Source organism: Lysinibacillus telephonicus (assembly GCF_039654155.1).
GTDB lineage: Bacteria > Bacillota > Bacilli > Bacillales_A > Planococcaceae > Ureibacillus > Ureibacillus telephonicus.
The window spans coordinates 3,359,401-3,376,810 of the sequence record NZ_CP155468.1 but is presented as its reverse complement, the minus strand read 5'-3'; the positions used below and the strand labels follow the sequence as shown (position 1 = coordinate 3,376,810).

Sequence of the window (17,410 nt, the reverse complement as noted above, 5' to 3'; positions counted from 1 at the left end):
CTATAATTAATAAAAGTTTCAAAAGTATAATGATTGTTTACTATACACTTACATTAGATGAAGTCGTTTAACTTATTAGCTAAATGCAAAAACTCTTTGGATTAATCTGAATAAAGAAAGTTGACTAGACAAACTAGAAATCTTTTTAAGGCAATGTTGCAAATGCTTTTAATAAAGATCTTTTTTTTATAACGTTTAACTAAGACCGATTAGTCCACTAAAGGTCCCTGCTTCGTTTATGAAGTAGGGACCTTGTTGTTTATTAAAAAAGAGGAGGGAATTCATAGTATGGTTAATTTTGAACAGGGTAGAAAAAGTGTAGATATTATAGGCGATGAATCGTTGAGTCAACTAACTAAAATAGACTCTCCTGAGTTTGAAGCTTTGCTTTCAATCATAGCCCGTGATGCAAGGGAGAGACGTGATACTAATAGTGACTATGGACCTTACAAAGCAATGAAGTTAATTAGAGAAAGTCGACTAGGGGCAATTTTGCTCCCTCCTGAACTTGGGGGAATTGGAGCGAGTATTCGGGAATTGTTCTATGTTGTCATAAGGTTGGCTGAGGCTGACCCAGATGTAGCCCATATCCTTAGATCTCATTACCGTCGTGTTGAACAATTAATTCGTGAAGGTACAAGAGAAGAAGAAAATAAAGCACTGTTAGAAAAGGTAGCGGATGGAGCAATTTTTGGAAGTGCTTTTACAGAAATCTCGACTCATAATGTTGGGAAGTTAGTTTTCGAAACTACTATTACCGAGCAGGATGGAAATTTCAGATTGAACGGTACGAAGTATTTCACAACAGGTACACTGTATTCAGATTTTGTTAATGTGACGGCTTCTGGTTCAGATGGTGAGGTTATTTCTGCAACCATTCCAACTAATCGGGAGGGAGTAATTATTGAAGATGACTGGGATGGTATAGGGCAGAGGTTTACAGGAAGTGGTACAACTCGTTTTCAAAATGTAGTGGTTCATAAAGAAGAAATAGTAAAAGTAGAGAATAAAACATCCTTCAATTCTTTTGCACAGCTTTATTTACATGCTGTAATTGCTGGAATACTTCGTAGTGTCGAGACAGATGCTTCAAATCTAGTAAAGGCTCGGAAACGAACATTTAGCTTTGCAGCAGCAGAAGTTCCAAAGGAGGATCCACAATTATTACAAGTAATTGGAGAAATATCAAGTATCGCATTCACTGCTGAGTCTCTTGTTCTTACAGCTGCAGAAGCAATAGAAAAAGCTTCAAAATCAGCAATAAACGGTGTAATTGACTATCACCTAAGTCACCATGCCTCGTTATTAGCATCTCAAGCGAAGGTAATAATTGATTCATTAGCTTTAAAAGCTTCAACACTTTTGTTTGACGTGGGAGGGGCATCAGCAACGAAACAGTCTGCCCATCTTGATCGACATTGGCGGAACATCCGTACACTTGCTTCTCATAATCCAACTGTCTATAAAGCACGTGCGATTGGTGATTATATAGTTAATGGTAAACACCTTCCATTAAAGGAAGTTTACTTTTAATTTCAAACTTTTAATGAGTTAAAACCTACTAAAAGTACCGGAATACATTGTTTGCCCAAAGGTTTCCCAAAATCGATAAAAGGAGTGAACTTATGGTGAAATCGGATGAAACGAAGGAAAATCTAGTAAAAGAATTTGATATAAATCAGATAAATAAACCGTTAAAAATAAATTCACCTGATTTTGAAAGTATTTTAAAGGAAATAAAACGTGATGAGTACAAACGACGGAATGCTAGCACAAAAGAAAATCCTTATTATGCGATGGAGTTAATCAGAGAGTCAGGTTTAGGAGCAATTCAGTTGCCAGCTGAATTTGGAGGTAGTAATGCGAGTATTCGAGATTTACTTTATGCCGTAATTCGTTTAGCTGAGGCTGATCCAGATGTAGCTCATATTCTTAGATTTCACTATAGTTTTGTGGAACGAATTTTACGTGAATCGGGTAATGAAAAAAACAATAATAAATTGCTAAAAAAGATAGCATCAGGTGCGATAGTTGGTAATGCTTTTGCTGAAATCAACCATCGAAATGTCGGTGGGCAAGGAGTTTTTGATACAACTTTAACACCAGATGGAAAAGGCTACCGACTGAACGGGATAAAGTATTTTAGTACAGGTACTCTTTACTCTGATCTAGTTGCGGTAACGGCATCAACACCAGAAGGAACACCTGCTTCAGTTATCATACCAACTAATCGTGAAGGCGTCTTTTTAGATGACGATTGGGATGGCATAGGGCAAAGACTTACAGGAAGTGGAACAACTCATTTGCAAAACGTTTATGTTCATAAGGAAGAAGTAAATGAATTATCCGACAATACGACACGATTTAGTTCTTTGCTTCAACTTTATTTACATGCAATTATTGCAGGCATTCTCCGTAGTGTTGTTTCAGATGCTGCTAACTTAGTAAAAAATCGAAAACGGACATTTAGTTTTGCAGCAGCCGAACTTCCAAGAGAAGATCCACAACTATTACAAATTATCGGTGAGATTTCTAGTATCGCATTTACTGCTGAATCACTTGTTCTTATATCAGCTGATGCAATTGATAAAGCATCTAGCTCAGCAGTTAACGGTGTAATTGATTTTAGCTTAAGTCACCATGCATCGTTGCTAGCTGCTCAAACGAAAGTAATTGTAGATGAATTGGCTTTGAAAGCATCTACATTATTATTCGATGTAGGAGGAGCATCAGCAACAAAGCAATCTGCACATTTAGATCGACATTGGAGAAACATACGTACAATAGCTTCCCATAACCCAACTGTCTATAAAGCGCGTGTTATTGGTGACTATAAAGTAAATGGACATGAGCTACCGTTGAAAAAAGGATATCTCTAATCTATCGGAATTTTTATGCAAAATCTAATAATTTTGGTTGGCTATACTTGGTAAAGAATTGAAGGAGGACATGGATGATAAAACTAGAGAATGTAAGTAAAACTTTCGAACATAACGGTAAAAAAGTTGAAGCAGTTAAAGATGTTTCCCTTCAAATCAATAAGGGCGATATTTTCGGCATTATAGGGTTTAGTGGTGCAGGTAAAAGTACATTAGTAAGATTAGTAAACTTACTTGAAAGCCCCACTAGTGGAAAAATAATAGTAAACAACTATGACTTAAATTCCATCACTTCTAAGCAGTTAAGACAATTAAGAAGAAAAATTGGAATGATTTTTCAGTCCTTTAACTTATTTAATTCACGTACCGTGTTTGGAAATGTTGCCTATCCTTTAAAACTGGAGAATAGGTCTAAAGAGGAAATTAATCAAAGAGTTACAGAATTACTACGCTTTGTTGGTCTTGAAGATAAATCTGACAAATATCCAGAACAACTATCTGGTGGTCAAAAACAAAGAGTTGGCATTGCACGAGCATTAGCAACTTCTCCTGAAATCCTTTTATGTGATGAAGCTACATCAGCTTTAGACCCAGAGACAACTAGTGAAATTTTAAGTTTATTGAAAAGAGTAAATGAAGAATACAATATTACTATTTTATTAATTACTCATGAAATGAACGTAATTCGAAGTATTTGTAATCGTGTAGCAGTTATGGAAAGTGGAAGAGTCATTGAAGAAGGTGATGTATATAAAATTTTTTCAGACCCACAAGAAAATACAACGAAAAATTTTATTAGCACTGTATTAAATGATAGATTATCTCCTCGACTACTCGAAAAATTAAAGAGAAAGCATCCAAATAAGCTTTATAGAATTATATTTTCAGGAGAAGCAACAAGTGAACCAATCCTATCAGAAATTACTAGTAAACATAATGTTAAATTCAATATTATTTATGGCAGTATTCATGAGCTGCAAAATCAGTTATTTGGAAATCTGATTGTTGAATTTATTGGAGAGGAAATTGTTGTCGAGGAAGTTTTGAGTGAATTGAATAGTGTTTTGGAAGTAAAGGAGGTAGAACTAGGTGAAGGTTGATTGGAGTACGTTTTGGCCAAGAATACTTGAAGCTACGGGTGAAACGATTACTATGGTTATTTTGACCTTAATTTTTGGAAGTATTATAGGGGTCATAATAGGCTTATTGTTATTTGTCACCCGTAAAGGAAATATTTTAGAAAACAAAACCATTTCTTTAATTTTGAATGTGCTGATTAATATTATTAGACCCATCCCTTTTATCATCTTCTTAGTTGCGATCAGCCCACTTACGCGTTTAATTATGGGAACTACAATTGGCACATTTGCAGCCGTATTCCCAATGACGATTGCTGCCTCATTTGCCATTGCTAGAGTTGTAGAGAATAACTTAGTATCTATTGATCCAGGAATTATTGAGGCTTCTAAAGCAATGGGAGCAAGTCCATTTCAAATTATTTTTGGAGTTTTAATTCCAGAAGCGCTCGGGCCTTTAATTTTAGGAATAACATTTATTACTGTCGGACTCATTGATTTTTCAGCAATGGCAGGAACTGTTGGGGGTGGAGGACTTGGAGATTTGTCTATGACGTATGGTTATCAGCGATTTGATACATCCGTTATGGTTGTTACAGTCGTAATACTAATTCTTCTTGTTCAAATTTCGCAATTTTTAGGAAATATGTTATCCAGATTCTTTTTACGAAGATAAATTACAAATAAATAATTAGAAGGTGAAAATATTATGAAAAGAAGTTTATTGATTTTATTTTTTACCATTTTAGTGATTAGTACTCTAACTGCTTGTAACAATGAAGAAAGTGAGATTGTTACAGTAAAAGTAGGAGTTACTGGTTCTGACGGTCAATACTGGGAAATTATTAAAGAAAAAGCTTTAGAAAAAAATATTAATGTGGAATTAGTAGAATTTTCTGATTATATTCTACCAAATACTGCACTAGTAAATGGTGAAGTGGATATTAATTCGTTTCAACATTTAGCCTTTTTAAGTCAATTTATAGCAGAAAATGACGCAGATATTGTGCCCATCGGTTCAACTGTAGTTTCACCATTAGGTTTATATTCGGATAAATATAAGGAAGTATCTGAAATACCTGATGGGTCGAAAATTGCTGTACCAAATGACCCTGCTAATTTAGGAAGAGGATTAAAGGTTCTTCAACAGGCGGGTTTGATTGAATTAAAAGAAGATAGTGGTCTTTATCCAACAGTGAAAGATATCGTTAACAACCCGAAAAATTTAGAAATTGTAGAAGTTGTAGCACAACAAACTCCTCGAGTATTACCAGATGTAGCAGCCTCTATTATTAATGGAGGGATTGCTGGTCAAGCCGGATATGAACTTGCAGATGCTATATTCCATGATGATCCGAATAGTCCTGATACTCGCCCATATGTTAATGTTTTTGCAACTTTAGGCAAGAACAAGGATAATGAAGCATTTAAAACTATTGCTGATTTATATCTTACAGATGAAGTATCGAAGGCAGTGGAAGAAGATACAAAAGGTGCAAGTGTTGTAACGAAAGTTGATGTAGCAGAGCTTCAAAGTGAATTAGATAAATTAGTTGATAATATTAAACAGGGTAAGGAGTAAATAACCCCTAACAAGCTTACTGATTTTATAATGACTGAAATTTAAATGGATAAAACCTGTTTTTCTTATTGAGAAAGGAGTTGGAGAATTTGGCAAAACAGATCATATTAAATTTATTTGATATGGCAGGTGCTATGCATAATTCCCATGGCTTATGGAAGCATCCTGAAAATAAACGTCATCTTGTTTATAATGATTTGAATTATTGGATTGAGTTAGGGAAATTGCTGGAAAAAGGGAAATTTGATTCTATCTTCTTTGCAGATGTAGCTGGGGTATATGATGTTTATCGAAATAGTAAAGATCCCGCAATTCGCGATGGGGTTCAAGTGCCTTTAAATGATCCAGCATTTATTGTTCCTGCGATGGCAGCTGTTACTGAGCATTTATCCTTTGTTGTCACTGTTAGTACTAGTTATGAACATCCCTTTTCAAACGCAAGGCGCTTTTCGACTTTAGACCATTTTACGAATGGAAGAGTTGCATGGAACATTGTCACATCGTATTTACCAAATGCAGCACAAAACTATGGTAAAAAAGAGATGATAAAACATGATGAGCGCTATGAAATAGCGGATGAATTTTTGGAAGTTTCATATAAACTTTGGGAAGGCAGCTGGGAAGATAATGCATATATCGGGGATACGGAAAAAGGAATTTTATTTAATCCGAAAAAGGTGCATGAGATAAATCATAATGGAACATTTTTCAATGTAAAGGGCCCTCATTTAACATATCCTTCTAAACAACGAACACCTGTTATTTTTCAAGCAGGGGCATCTGAAAAAGGAAGAGATTTTTCAGCTAAGCACGCAGAGTGTGTATTTGTAAGTGGTTCAACACCTGAAAAATTAAAATTTTATATAGAAGATATTAAAGAAAGAGCTATAAATTATGGCAGAAATCCTGACAATATCAAAACTTTTACTTTTTTAAATGTCGTTGTTGCGAAAAACACTGAAGAAGCGGAATTGAAATTTGAGCAATATCGTCAATTATGGAGCAGCGAAGCAGCTAAGGCACAATATGGTGGGTCAACTGGATATGATTTAGCAAAATATACCGACAAACAAGCATTCTTTGAATATCAGCATACTGAGCATGGTCAAACTCGAGCGGCATTATTGACGAAAGACGCTCCTAAAAAATTAACTGTTCAGGAAGTATTAAATAAGTTTGAAACAATTGATAGAGAACATATTCTAGTAGGAAATCCTTCAGAGGTAGCAGATGCTATTCAATTTCAATTTGAACAAACTGGAATTGATGGCTTTAATCTTGCACATTTTATTACACCTGGCAGTATTGAAGAGTTTATTCAACTAGTTGTGCCGGAACTCCAAAAAAGAGGAATTTATAAAGAAGACTATGTTGAAGGAACTTTAAGGGAAAAATTATTTGGGGCCGGACAAAACCTATTGCCAAATGACCATTTGGGTGCAAAATATCGAAGAACTAATCATATAAAAACAATATCTTAATTTACTAGTTTGATTCTAAATTAATGGAGGTCAATATGGAGTTTAGTACGATTGGAAGGACTGGTATTCATGTTTCGAATCTTTGCTTTGGCACAATGTCATTTGGCGGTAATGCAGATGAGGAAACATCAAACGCCATGTATAAACAATGTAGAGAAGCCGGAATAAACTTTTTTGATACTGCGAATGTGTATAATGGCGGTCTATCCGAAGAAATTTTAGGAAAATGTATTTCTGGTCATCGAGATGAAGTCGTTTTAACTTCAAAAGCTGGCCTACCTACTGGAAAAGATCCGAACAGTGGAGGCTTGTCCAGAAGAAATCTTACTCTATCAATCGAACAAAGTTTAAAAAGATTAGGTACCGATCGAATTGAATTTTATTTTGTTCATTTATTTGATGAATATACAGATATCGAAGAAGTCGTCAGAACACTAGATGATTTACAAAAACAAGGGAAAATTTTATTTCCCGCTGTGAGTAATTGGGCTGCTTGGCAAATTGCAAAAGCCTTAGGAATTGCTGAAAGGGAGCTTCTTGCACGTTTTGAATTAATTCAACCGATGTATAACCTTGTTAAACGTCAAGCGGAAGTTGAAATTTTTCCATTAGCACGGTCTGAAAAGTTGGGCGTTATCACGTATAGTCCTCTTGGAGGGGGGCTATTAACCGGAAAGTATAGCAATAAACAAAAAAGGCCAGAGCAAGGTAGATTAATTGAACAAAAAAATTATGAAAAAAGGTATGGTAAATCTTATTATCATGAAATTGCAGATCAATTTACAATACTAGCTTCACAATGGGGATATCATCCTGCTTCATTGGCAGTCTCATGGGTTTTAAATCATCCAGACGTAACCGCTCCAATAATAGGTGCAAGAAATGAGGAGCAGCTTGCCTTATCCATTGCAGGAGCAGAGATTTCTCTTGGTAGTGCTGAGAGGGAACAAATTACGGCATTAACAATTGCCCCACCTTTACCAACGGACCATGATTCAAATGAGGACGTATTTAATAGGTACAGAAAGTAGGAAAAAATTTTATATATGTTTAGGAGGGAGAAATGTGGAAATTTTTTGGTTTATTCCAACGAATGGTGATTTTCGACAGCTAAATGCGAGTGAAGGTACACGCTCTGCAACCTTTAATTACTGTAAACAGATTGCACAAGCTGTCGATGATTTAGGCTATACGGGAGTTTTAATTCCGACTGGTAAGACTTGTGAAGAGGGATTTATTGTCGCTTCAACATTAGTACCTTTAACGCAAAATTTGAAATATTTAGTTGCAGTACGTCCCGGGTTAATGTCGCCTAGCATCGCAGCACGAATGTCTGCAACTTTGGATCGCTTTTCGAACGGTCGATTATTGATTAATGTAGTAGCAGGAGGAGATCCTGTAGAGCTTGCTGGAGAAGGCGTATTTTTAAATCATGATGAACGTTATGAACTGACAGATGAATTTTTAACTATTTGGCGTCAATTATTTACTGAACAAGAAGTAAATCTAGAAGGTAATTATTTAAAAATAGAAGGTGGACAGTTGCCATATCCAACGGTACAAAAACCTTATCCACCACTTTACTTCGGCGGTTCGTCCCCTGCTGCATTAGATGTTGCAGCAGAGCATGTAGACGTTTACTTAACGTGGGGAGAGTCTCCTACACAAGTAGAAAAGAAAATTAATAAAGTACGTAAGCTTGCTGCAAAACAAGGACGTAAGGTGAAATTCGGTATTCGTTTACATGTTATTGTTCGTCCAACTGAAGAAGAGGCATGGGAAGCAGCGAATAAATTAATCGAGCATGTTGATGATGAAACAATTGCACAGGCACAAAAAATTTTTAATCGGATGGATTCTGAAGGTCAGCGATTAATGACAAATCTACATAAAGGAGATAAGTCAAAATTAGAAGTAAGTCCTAATCTTTGGGCAGGTGTTGGTTTAGTTCGAACGGGGGCAGGTACAGCACTAGTTGGTGATCCGGCTACTGTTGCAGCACGTATGAAGGAATATGCTGATTTAGGTATTGAAACCTTTATCTTATCAGGATATCCGCATTTGGAAGAAGCTTATACTACAGCGGAGTTATTATTCCCTAAACTTCCAATTGAAAGAAAACATACTTTTAATCAACGAGTATTTCTTAGTCCATTTGGTGGAGATGTTAAACCATCAGTTAATAAATGAATGGAATTTATAAATAAAATCTATTAATTAAACAATGATTAATATAAATTTCGTATATAGCTCCATATCTCAAAATTAAACAGCTGTTATAAAAGTCTTATATAGACTTATTAACAGCTGTTCTTAATATTAAAATAAATTATTTAATATAATTTTTTGAAATTAAAAATTGAATGATTTGTTCTGAGCACTCTTTAATAGAAAATTTCTCGCTATCCACAACAATTTCAGGGTTGTCTGGGGCCTCATAAGGTGCACTAATGCCTGTAAAGTTTTTAATTTCTTCATTGCGTGCTTTTTTATAAAGCCCTTTTGGATCTCTTCGCTCACATTCTTCAATCGAGCATTTTACATATACTTCAACAAACTCATCATCTGCTACGAGTGCTCTTACTACATGACGGTCATCTTTGTAAGGTGAGATGAAAGCAGTTAAGACGATTTGGCCGCCCTCAATGAAAAGCTTTGAAACTTCACCAATTCTTCGTATATTTTCTTTACGTGACTCTTCATCGAACCCTAAGTTTTTATTTAAACCATGACGGATATTATCACCGTCTAAGACAAAAGTTTGATTGCCGCGCTCAAATAATGCTCTAGCAACTGCATTGGCAATTGAAGATTTTCCTGAAGCCGATAATCCAGTGAACCATAGTATAAAGCTATGATGTTTATTTTTTTCTCTTCTTTCAGATTTGTTAATAGATGCTTCATGCCAAACGATATTTGTACTCAATACGGACACCTCTTTTATTAATGAACTGTTTGTCGTAATCCACGAATTAAAACTTCGACTACTTCTTTACGGCTAAATGTGCTAGGAGGGATTTCTCCGTTTCGCAGCAATTCACGAACCTTTGTACCTGAAAGAATAACTCGAGACGATGCATCATGCGGGCATGTTTTAGTTGTTGCCATTCCTTCGCAATCATTGCAATAGAAGCTATGCTCAAATTTTAGCGGTGTAATACCGATTTCTTCAGGAGCAAATTGCTCAAATATCTTTTGTGCATCATATGTCCCATAATAATCACCTACACCAGCATGATCACGGCCGACAATAAAATGTGTACAGCCATAATTTTTTCGTACCAGTGCATGGAAGATGGCTTCTCTTGGTCCTGCATAACGCATTGCAGCAAGGAAAACACCTAATTGAACACGTTCTTTTGGATAATATTTATTAAGTAAAACTTCATAGCTCTCCATACGAATATTCGCAGGGATATCATCGGACTTCGTTTCGCCGACTAATGGATTTAAGAAAAGTCCATCGACAATTTCTAAAGCGATCTTTTGAATATATTCATGGGCACGATGTACAGGGTTTCTAGTTTGGAACCCAACAACAGTACGCCAGCCTTTTTCTTCAAATAATGCTCTCGTTTCTTTTGGTTCAAAGCTGTAAGAAGGGAATTCCTTTTTCGCCTTTTTCAATAAAGTTGTTTTTCCACCTACATAAGTTTTTGGTCGTTCAAAAAGTTTTTTTACTCCAGGGTGGTTTAGATCATTTGTTCCATAAACTAATAAAGCTTCAACATTTTTATCTGGTGTATAAATATCATTAATTTCGATTAGGCCATAAATTTCACCATCAAATGTTAATTTTGCCTTTTCTCCAACTTTTAAATTTGAAGCTATGTCGTCAGCTACTGGTAGAGTAATAGGAATACTCCAAACAATCCCTGATGAAAGACGCATTTTTTCAACAACGTTTTCATAGTCCGATTTTGTTAAAAAACCTTCTAGTGGGCTATATGCACCAATGCCAATTAATTCAAGATCACTAAGTGCAATCGCATCAAGTTGAATTTCCTTTTCAATATTTTGAACAGGTTCATTTGGATTGTATGAATAAACTAGTTTGCCTCCGTGTGGTTGAATACTCATTGTTTTAGTTCCTCCTATTATTTGATGTTTTGTAAGTGTCGGATATTTGAAAACCGTCTAGCTCAGACACTAGATTCTCCATAGTTTGAAACTCGCCTGCAAGGAGTTAGTCGATTTTCCGATGTGCAAGGTTTTGCATGTGACGACAACGCAATTAAGATGCTTTGTTTTTGTTGGCTAGTTGATTTCAGAGTGTGCTAGCACCTTCCACTTTTCTAATCGTGTAATCCACATTCAGTTTTATTTAGTCCTTGCCATCTTCCAGAACGTAAATCATCCATTGTAAAGGCTGGCTTCGTACAGTGTGAACAGCCAATGCTTGGGTAACCTTGGTCGTGAAGTGGATTGTATGTTAAATTATGTTTGCTAACATAACGCCAAACATCTTTCCACGTCCAATGGATTAGTGGACAGATTTTAACAGATTGAAATTTATTATCCTGGTTAATAAAATTTGTATTTTTTCTTGTTTCTGACTGGTCTCGGCGCAAGCCTGAAATCCATGCTTTAGCACCAGTTAATGTCTCTTTAAGCGGCACTAATTTTCTAATTTCACAGCATTTATTCGGATTTGCCTTCCATAATTCATCTCCAAATTGTTTAGCTTGCTCTTCCAATGTTAAGGCAGGCTTTTTAATTTCGATGTTTAACTTTGGATAGTTTGCTTTTACTCTTTCAATAGTTTCATAAGTTTCTTTAAAGTGGACATCTGTATCCAAAAAGACGATTTTAGCGTCTGGCTTTACTTTTGAAATTAAGTCGATGAGTACAATTCCCTCAATTCCAAAGCTGCACGCATAGACAATATCTTCGCCATAATGTTTGTAAGCCCAATTTAAAACATTAAGGGCACCTTTATATGTGTCGTCTACTTCAAAATCAATGAAAGAATCCTCCCATGTATGATAAGTAAGCAATTAAATTCCTCCTTTTAAAATGAAAGAGGCGTTTTAATGCAACGTAATCCGTGTTGCATTAAAACGCCTCCAGTTGTCTAGACAGCAGTTTAAACAATAATATGATTTTTAATTAAAAAGAGTTTAAGAACTGACATTTATTGCCTTATTCTTAATCGTATTATAAAGTATACTATATTTATAGTATTAGTCAATTATAAAATGGTTTACTTTTATAAAGAATTGGAATTTTAAAAAAATAAATTTATTCACTTAATTCCTTGTTGACTTATCGGATAAATTTGTTTAATGTAATTTTAAGGCAAAAGCTAATTAATTTATCTTGATACTAATTAGCAACAACTAAATAGTTACTGATCAGACAAACTGAAGGTTGCATGCATTTCCTTTTTCAATAAGGAGAAGTTGCAGCCTTTTTTATTTTAATCGGCAGGGAGTAGGTAGTAAAACCTGCTGATTGAAATAAGCCTCTTAATTAAATCAAAAAGGAGAGTAGAAAAGATGAAAAAATCTAAAAAGCTATTAATTCTATTTCTGAATGCAGTTTTGTTAATCGTATTATCGGCTTGTGGCGCGGAAAAAGAAGAGGGAACTTCTGCAGAAGCATCAAAGGAAACTGTAGAACTACTAAATGTTTCATATGATCCAACGCGAGAACTATATGCAGAATTTAACGAAGCATTCGCTGCCCATTGGAAACAAGAAACAGGGCAAGAAGTTACGTTTCAACAATCACACGGAGGTTCTGGAAAACAAGGTCGCGCGGTAATTGATGGCTTGGAAGCTGATGTTGTTACTCTAGCACTAGCTTATGATATTGATGAAATTGCATTAGCTCGCCAGCTGCTAAATGAAGATTGGCAAACTGAATTTGAATCAAATTCTTCACCATATACATCGACAATCGTATTTTTAGTTCGAAAAGGAAATCCGAAAGGTATAAAAGACTGGGATGACTTAACGAAGGAAGATATATCAGTCATTACACCTAATCCAAAAACAAGTGGCGGAGCCCGCTGGAACTACTTAGCGGCTTGGGGCTTTGCTGATAAAAAATTTAATGGTGATGAAACTAAAATTAAACAGTTTATGAAGGAACTATTTGCAAATGTTGAAGTTTTAGATTCCGGTGCTCGTGGTGCTACTACGACATTTGTAGAACGTGAAATCGGTGATGTATTAATTGCTTGGGAAAACGAAGCTTATCTTTCCTTAAATGAATTAGAGAAGGATGAATTTGAAATTGTCACACCGTCTTTAAGTATTTTAGCTGAACCACCAGTAGCAGTTGTTGACAAAATTGTTGATAAAAAAGGAACACGTGAAGTTGCGGAAGCATACTTAAATTACCTATATACAGAAGAAGGTCAAGAAATTGCGGCTAAAAATTACTATCGTCCACGAAATGAAACAGTTTTAGATAAATATAAGGATCAATTCGAAACGCTAGATCTGATTACGATAGATGATTTTGGTGGTTGGCAGGAAGCACAAAAAACACATTTTGCTGATGGAGGTACATTTGACGAAATCTATCAGTAGCAAAAATAAATTTATTTTGAGGATGCTTTAGAGTTTTAAAAGAATGATATAAAAAAATTGTGTTGATTGAAGTATAGATTGACACAAGGGAGGCGTCTCATAGTTGGGAGACACCTCCTTTCATGCTTATTTAATTTAGGGGGTACATATGGAGTTAACATTAAAGAAACGAAAAAAGAACTCAATCATTCCTGGATTTCCCTTAACCCTTGGGTATACGATGCTTTATTTAAGCATCATTGTATTATTGCCTTTATCAATGGTATTTTTCAACACTGTGTCGATGAGCTGGAGTGAGTTTTACGAAACAGTTTCACATCCACGGGCTGTTGCATCTTATAAGCTAAGTTTAGGTACTGCTGCTGCGGCGGGTGTTATTAATGTTATTTTCGGGACAATAATCGCATGGGTATTGGTGCGTTATCAATTTCCTGGGAAGAGAATTGTAGACGGTCTTGTTGATTTGCCTTTTGCATTACCAACAGCTGTTGCTGGTATTGCACTGACAACTCTTTATGCACCAAATGGCTGGATTGGACAATTTTTTGACTTTAAAATTTCGTTTACACCACTAGGAATTATTATTGCCCTCACATTCATTGGTTTACCTTTTGTAGTGAGAACAGTGCAGCCGGTTTTGCAAAATCTTAGCAGCGAAGTAGAAGAAGCGTCGGCAAGCCTTGGAGCTTCAAGATTTCAGACGTTTACGAAGGTTATTTTCCCAGAGCTTTTACCGGCAATAATTACTGGATTTTCTTTAGCCTTTGCAAGGGCATTAGGTGAATATGGTTCAGTCGTATTTATAGCAGGAAATATGCCAATGAAAACTGAAATTACTCCATTTATTATTATGACAAAGTTAGAACAATACGATTATGTGGGAGCAACCGCAATTGCTACAGTGATGCTCGTAACTTCGTTTGTGCTGCTTTTTATTATTAATCTAATTCAATGGGTTACGAATAAAAAATTTAATCAGCAATAAGGAGAGGCGCAAATTCATGACAAAACCAATAGAGTTGAAGAATGAAGCATCAATAACGAATAGTCATACATCATCAAAGTCCTATGCCTTACAGGAATCTGCTTTTATAAAATGGACTCTTATAACAATTTCATTATTATTTTTAACACTCTTTTTAATTTTGCCATTGATTTCAATTTTTGTAACAGCTCTTGAAAAAGGCTGGGACACATATGTTGCATCGATTACTCATCCTGATGCGCTTGCTGCCATTAAGCTTACATTAACTGTAGTGTTAATCGTAGTTCCATTAAATGCGATTTTCGGTATTGCGGCTGCTTGGCTTATTACAAAATTTTCGTTTAAGGGAAAGAACTTTTTAATAACATTAATAGATTTACCATTCGCAGTTTCTCCAGTAATCGCCGGATTAGTGTTCATTTTGTTATTTGGAGCACAAGGATTGTTTGGTGATTGGCTATTTGAGCATGATATAAAAATTGTCTTTGCTTTACCTGGTATTATCCTTTCGACAATATTTGTAACCTTTCCATTTATAGCGCGAGAGCTCATTCCACTCATGCAAATGCAAGGTATTACGGAAGAAGAGGCTTCCATTTCTCTTGGGGCAAGTGGATTAAAAACATTTTTCCTTGTAACATTGCCAAATATTAAGTGGGGATTATTATATGGTTTGATTTTATGCAACGCTCGGGCAATAGGGGAATTTGGGGCTGTATCTGTAGTATCAGGGCATATTCGCGGCCTAACTAATACGATGCCATTGCATATTGAAATTTTATATAACGAGTATCAATTTACTGCTGCATTTTCAGTAGCTTCATTAATGTCCATTTTAGCAATTATCACGATTATTGTTAAAAATATTATTGAATGGAAAGCAAAAGACGTGTAGGGGGTATAAATAAATGAGTATTCAAGTACAAAACGTTTCAAAATCCTTCGGTTCATTTCAAGCATTAAGTGATATTTCAATAGATATTGAATCAGGTGAGCTAATTGCTCTTTTAGGTCCATCAGGCTCGGGGAAAACGACCCTTTTACGAATCTTAGCTGGTTTAGAAGGGCTAGATGAAGGTGTAATTTTATTCGATGGTCATAATATTACAAACGTTAGCCCAAAGGAGAGAAAGGTTGGGTTTGTATTCCAGCATTATGCGTTATTTCGTCATATGACAGTATTTGATAATGTTGCTTATGGTTTAAAAGTTCGTCCAAGAAAAACTCGTCCTTCAAAAGAGGAAATTAGTAAGAAAGTGAATGAATTATTGGCTCTTGTTAAGCTTGAAAATTTAGCGGATCGATATCCCTCTCAGCTATCAGGTGGGCAGCGGCAACGTGTAGCGTTAGCTCGTGCACTTGCTGTAGAACCGAAAGTATTATTATTAGATGAACCTTTTGGAGCTTTGGATGCGAAAGTTCGAAAAGAACTACGTCGTTGGCTGCGTAAATTACACAATGAATTCCATGTTACAAGTATTTTTGTAACACATGATCAGGAGGAAGCTCTTGATGTAGCGAATCGTATTATTGTGATGAATAATGGGAAGATTGAACAAATTGGCACACCTGAAGAGGTATATGAACGGCCAAATAGTCCGTTTGTCTATGATTTCTTAGGGAACGTTAATCTATTTAAAGGAAGATTGCATAATGGGAAACTAACTCATGGACAATTTGAAATAAGTGTACCTACTTATCTAGATTCCCATGAAGAAGCGGTTGGCTATGTTAGACCACATGATATTCAAATTGAAAAGCAGCCGGTTAACAATGAGACGGTTGCTGCAAAAATCGTGCATATTCACGTTGTAGGACCCATTGTTCAAATAGAATTAAAACGTGAAGACATTGACGAATATTTAGAAGCAGAGTTACAAAAAGAACATTACAAAGAATTAGACATAAAAAAAGGTGACATTGTATATATTCGTCCAAAACAATTAAGGGTGTTTATACCTGAGGATTTTTCGATTTAATTTCATTTTATATAAAAAATCTAGTATTGTATGAAAACTATTCTAATGTATTTATTTTTAAAATTAATCCTACTGTTTAAACAAGAATACTTATGAAAGGCAATTCGCTTTCATGGAGAGGGTGGAATAGACAGTTTGCGTCAACTTAATAACCCGATTATATTAGGACGTGTTGAAAAAGGAAAACAGCTTGGAAGAACGATTGGTTTTCCTACTGCTAATTTAAAATTATATGATAATGTAGAAGTGAAAAATGGCGTTTATGGAGTTTACGTATATCACTATGTAAATAGATATTTAGGAATTTTAAATGTAGGGACTAGACCAACTTTTAATGATGGGGACAGTAAAACATTCGAGGTTCATATTTTAAATTTTCATCAACATATTTACGATGAAAATATTACGGTTGAATTGTTGTTTTATATTCGAAAAGAAATAAAATTTCCTCATGTGCAAGACTTAATTAGGCAAATACATGAAGATACTTTTTATGCTCGTAAAAAATTTCGTGAATTAAAAAGTAAGTGAGGGGGAAATCGTTGTGGATAGATTTGAGTATGTGATAAATTTACCAGATTTACAATTTTCTCAATTTTGTCAACATCAGTTTTCTTTGAATAAAGGAATTTACAATACAATTGATAGTTGGTTTTATAATAATGGAATCATCGATATTCTTGTTAGAAGAAAGATGATTTTACAGTTTATGAAATTTAGCAGTTCGGATGAAACAAAAGTAAAATTTGGATCAGGTGGATTATCAAAAAAACTAGATGATTTTTGGAACCAAAGTATAGGAGAGATATTTGTTAATTAATGACTTCTGATTTTAAAAATTAAATTTTAACTGTTAATAAAAAAACTATTGACGATTGTCTTAATAAAT

17 protein-coding genes are annotated in these 17,410 nt (G+C 35.1%); 14 read left to right on the top strand and 3 right to left on the bottom strand.

The window, feature by feature from the left end:
- The first annotated feature begins 288 nt into the window (after positions 1-288).
- From MKY04_RS16415 to ssuD, 8 genes are all read left to right on the top strand, one after another.
- Positions 289-1,533, top strand: coding sequence for an acyl-CoA dehydrogenase family protein (locus MKY04_RS16415; protein ID WP_346234754.1), 1,245 nt, complete (start codon positions 289-291; stop codon positions 1,531-1,533).
- A 92-nt stretch (positions 1,534-1,625) separates the two neighbouring features.
- A complete protein-coding gene (locus MKY04_RS16410; protein ID WP_346234753.1) occupies positions 1,626-2,879 on the top strand; it encodes an acyl-CoA dehydrogenase family protein in 1,254 nt (417 codons plus the stop codon).
- Positions 2,880-2,953: 74 nt separating this feature from the next.
- Entirely contained in the window at positions 2,954-3,979 is a 1,026-nt protein-coding gene (locus MKY04_RS16405) for a methionine ABC transporter ATP-binding protein (RefSeq protein WP_346234752.1), read from the top strand.
- On the top strand, positions 3,969-4,631 hold the full coding sequence (locus MKY04_RS16400; RefSeq protein ID WP_346234751.1) for a methionine ABC transporter permease: 663 nt from the start codon (positions 3,969-3,971) through the stop codon (positions 4,629-4,631). The genes MKY04_RS16405 and MKY04_RS16400 overlap by 11 nt, the downstream gene beginning before the upstream one ends.
- 33 nt (positions 4,632-4,664) lie before the next feature.
- A complete protein-coding gene (locus tag MKY04_RS16395; protein WP_346234750.1) occupies positions 4,665-5,537 on the top strand; it encodes a MetQ/NlpA family ABC transporter substrate-binding protein in 873 nt (290 codons plus the stop codon).
- A gap of 89 nt (positions 5,538-5,626) precedes the next feature.
- Positions 5,627-7,018, top strand: a complete 1,392-nt coding sequence (locus MKY04_RS16390; protein ID WP_346234749.1) for an LLM class flavin-dependent oxidoreductase — start codon at positions 5,627-5,629, stop codon at positions 7,016-7,018.
- A gap of 35 nt (positions 7,019-7,053) precedes the next feature.
- Positions 7,054-8,049, top strand: a complete 996-nt coding sequence (locus MKY04_RS16385; protein ID WP_346234748.1) for an aldo/keto reductase — start codon at positions 7,054-7,056, stop codon at positions 8,047-8,049.
- A 34-nt stretch (positions 8,050-8,083) separates the two neighbouring features.
- Positions 8,084-9,208 (top strand): FMNH2-dependent alkanesulfonate monooxygenase, encoded by a 1,125-nt coding sequence (gene ssuD / locus MKY04_RS16380; RefSeq protein WP_346234747.1) that lies wholly within the window; start codon positions 8,084-8,086, stop codon positions 9,206-9,208.
- A 139-nt stretch (positions 9,209-9,347) separates the two neighbouring features.
- On the opposite strand, the gene cysC is transcribed toward ssuD, so the two are convergent.
- The 3 genes from cysC to MKY04_RS16365 form a co-directional block, all read right to left on the bottom strand.
- Positions 9,348-9,944, bottom strand: a complete 597-nt coding sequence (gene cysC / locus MKY04_RS16375; protein WP_346234746.1) for an adenylyl-sulfate kinase — start codon at positions 9,942-9,944, stop codon at positions 9,348-9,350.
- Positions 9,945-9,961: 17 nt separating this feature from the next.
- Complete coding sequence (gene sat / locus MKY04_RS16370; protein ID WP_126294276.1) at positions 9,962-11,098, bottom strand: sulfate adenylyltransferase; 1,137 nt, start codon at positions 11,096-11,098, stop codon at positions 9,962-9,964.
- 215 nt (positions 11,099-11,313) lie between these two features.
- Positions 11,314-12,015 carry a phosphoadenylyl-sulfate reductase gene (locus tag MKY04_RS16365; RefSeq protein ID WP_346234745.1) on the bottom strand — a complete coding sequence of 234 codons (702 nt, stop codon included), beginning with the start codon at positions 12,013-12,015 and terminating at the stop codon, positions 11,314-11,316.
- Positions 12,016-12,516: 501 nt separating this feature from the next.
- Between MKY04_RS16365 and MKY04_RS16360 the strand changes: the two genes are divergently transcribed.
- The 6 genes from MKY04_RS16360 (at position 12,517) to MKY04_RS16335 (ending at position 17,341) form a co-directional block, all read left to right on the top strand.
- Positions 12,517-13,557 carry a sulfate ABC transporter substrate-binding protein gene (locus MKY04_RS16360; RefSeq protein ID WP_126294274.1) on the top strand — a complete coding sequence of 347 codons (1,041 nt, stop codon included), beginning with the start codon at positions 12,517-12,519 and terminating at the stop codon, positions 13,555-13,557.
- 148 nt (positions 13,558-13,705) lie between these two features.
- On the top strand, positions 13,706-14,542 hold the full coding sequence (gene cysT, locus MKY04_RS16355; protein ID WP_126294273.1) for a sulfate ABC transporter permease subunit CysT: 837 nt from the start codon (positions 13,706-13,708) through the stop codon (positions 14,540-14,542).
- Between the two features lie 16 nt (positions 14,543-14,558).
- Positions 14,559-15,437, top strand: a complete 879-nt coding sequence (gene cysW, locus MKY04_RS16350; RefSeq protein ID WP_126294272.1) for a sulfate ABC transporter permease subunit CysW — start codon at positions 14,559-14,561, stop codon at positions 15,435-15,437.
- 13 nt (positions 15,438-15,450) lie between these two features.
- Positions 15,451-16,521 carry a sulfate/molybdate ABC transporter ATP-binding protein gene (locus MKY04_RS16345; RefSeq protein WP_346234744.1) on the top strand — a complete coding sequence of 357 codons (1,071 nt, stop codon included), beginning with the start codon at positions 15,451-15,453 and terminating at the stop codon, positions 16,519-16,521.
- Positions 16,522-16,656: 135 nt separating this feature from the next.
- On the top strand, positions 16,657-17,052 hold the full coding sequence (locus MKY04_RS16340; RefSeq protein ID WP_346234743.1) for a riboflavin kinase: 396 nt from the start codon (positions 16,657-16,659) through the stop codon (positions 17,050-17,052).
- A gap of 13 nt (positions 17,053-17,065) precedes the next feature.
- Positions 17,066-17,341, top strand: coding sequence for a hypothetical protein (locus tag MKY04_RS16335; protein WP_126294269.1), 276 nt, complete (start codon positions 17,066-17,068; stop codon positions 17,339-17,341).
- The last annotated feature ends 69 nt before the right edge of the window (positions 17,342-17,410 follow it).

Bases quoted from the DNA above. Each gene is read 5' to 3' on its own strand.
- MKY04_RS16415 (WP_346234754.1), top strand. From the start codon at position 289: ATGGTTAATTTTGAACAGGGTAGAAAAAGTGTAGATATTATAGGCGAT.
- MKY04_RS16410 (WP_346234753.1), top strand. From the start codon at position 1,626: ATGGTGAAATCGGATGAAACGAAGGAAAATCTAGTAAAAGAATTTGAT.
- MKY04_RS16405 (WP_346234752.1), top strand. From the start codon at position 2,954: ATGATAAAACTAGAGAATGTAAGTAAAACTTTCGAACATAACGGTAAA.
- MKY04_RS16395 (WP_346234750.1), top strand. From the start codon at position 4,665: ATGAAAAGAAGTTTATTGATTTTATTTTTTACCATTTTAGTGATTAGT.
- MKY04_RS16385 (WP_346234748.1), top strand. From the start codon at position 7,054: ATGGAGTTTAGTACGATTGGAAGGACTGGTATTCATGTTTCGAATCTT.
- sat (WP_126294276.1), bottom strand. From the start codon at position 11,098: ATGAGTATTCAACCACACGGAGGCAAACTAGTTTATTCATACAATCCA.
- MKY04_RS16360 (WP_126294274.1), top strand. From the start codon at position 12,517: ATGAAAAAATCTAAAAAGCTATTAATTCTATTTCTGAATGCAGTTTTG.
- cysT (WP_126294273.1), top strand. From the start codon at position 13,706: ATGGAGTTAACATTAAAGAAACGAAAAAAGAACTCAATCATTCCTGGA.
- cysW (WP_126294272.1), top strand. From the start codon at position 14,559: ATGACAAAACCAATAGAGTTGAAGAATGAAGCATCAATAACGAATAGT.
- MKY04_RS16345 (WP_346234744.1), top strand. From the start codon at position 15,451: ATGAGTATTCAAGTACAAAACGTTTCAAAATCCTTCGGTTCATTTCAA.